2 protein-coding genes are annotated in these 777 nt (G+C 32.9%); both read left to right on the top strand.

Annotated features, from left to right (window positions below; translation table 11 throughout):
- Nucleotides 1-261: endonuclease domain-containing protein (locus tag EMN46_RS18650; RefSeq protein WP_154202527.1), on the top strand; the 261-nt coding region annotated here is incomplete at its 5' end.
- Nucleotides 262-513: 252 nt separating this feature from the next.
- On the top strand, nt 514-777 hold a 264-nt coding region (locus EMN46_RS18655; RefSeq protein WP_154202529.1), incomplete at its 3' end, for an endonuclease domain-containing protein.

Consider the following 777-nt stretch of genomic DNA (forward strand, 5'->3'; position numbering starts at 1 on the left):
CTCAAATTCYGTAGACAACATTCAATCGGAAATTACATTGCTGATTTCTATTGCCCCGAAATTAGACTAATCATAGAATTAGATGGAGCTTCACACGACAACTACCTATCAGAAGAAAAGGATATTATTCGAGATAGAACTTTAGAAGAATACAATTGCACCATAATAAGATTTGAAAACCGATATGTTTATGAATTTCTTGAAGAAATAATTGAGGCAATTAAAACGCACAAAATAAACTATCTGAAGAAAAATAGCTGAATATAAATTATTCTTTTACCACCTCGCTCTTCGGGGATTAATCATTAAAAAAAGAGAAAGGTTAACCATTTATATCAAATAAACATAATTTCCCCTCCTATATTTTTTACCACCTCGCCCTACGGGCACTCCTCCTTAAAACAAAGGAGGAGAAAAAATTGATGGTTTTCTGAGGTACGAAGAAAATCAGACGGAGTGGTTTACAATCTCAAACAATATTTTATGTAAATTGTATAACTCAAAGACATTAACATGAAAAAGATTCACAACAAACCGAACCTCATCGAATACAGAAAGAAACTAAGAAAGCGTTCCACTGCTGCTGAATCAACTCTTTGGAAAACAATCAAAAATAAACAAATCGAGAATCTCAAATTCCGTAGACAACATTCAATCGGAAATTACATTGCTGATTTCTATTGCCCCGAAATTAGACTAATCATAGAATTAGATGGAGCTTCACACGACAACTACCTATCAGAAGAAAAGGATATTATTCGAGATAGAACTTTAGAA

Origin of the sequence: Ancylomarina sp. 16SWW S1-10-2 (assembly GCF_009669305.1) — a bacterium.
GTDB lineage: Bacteria > Bacteroidota > Bacteroidia > Bacteroidales > Marinifilaceae > Ancylomarina.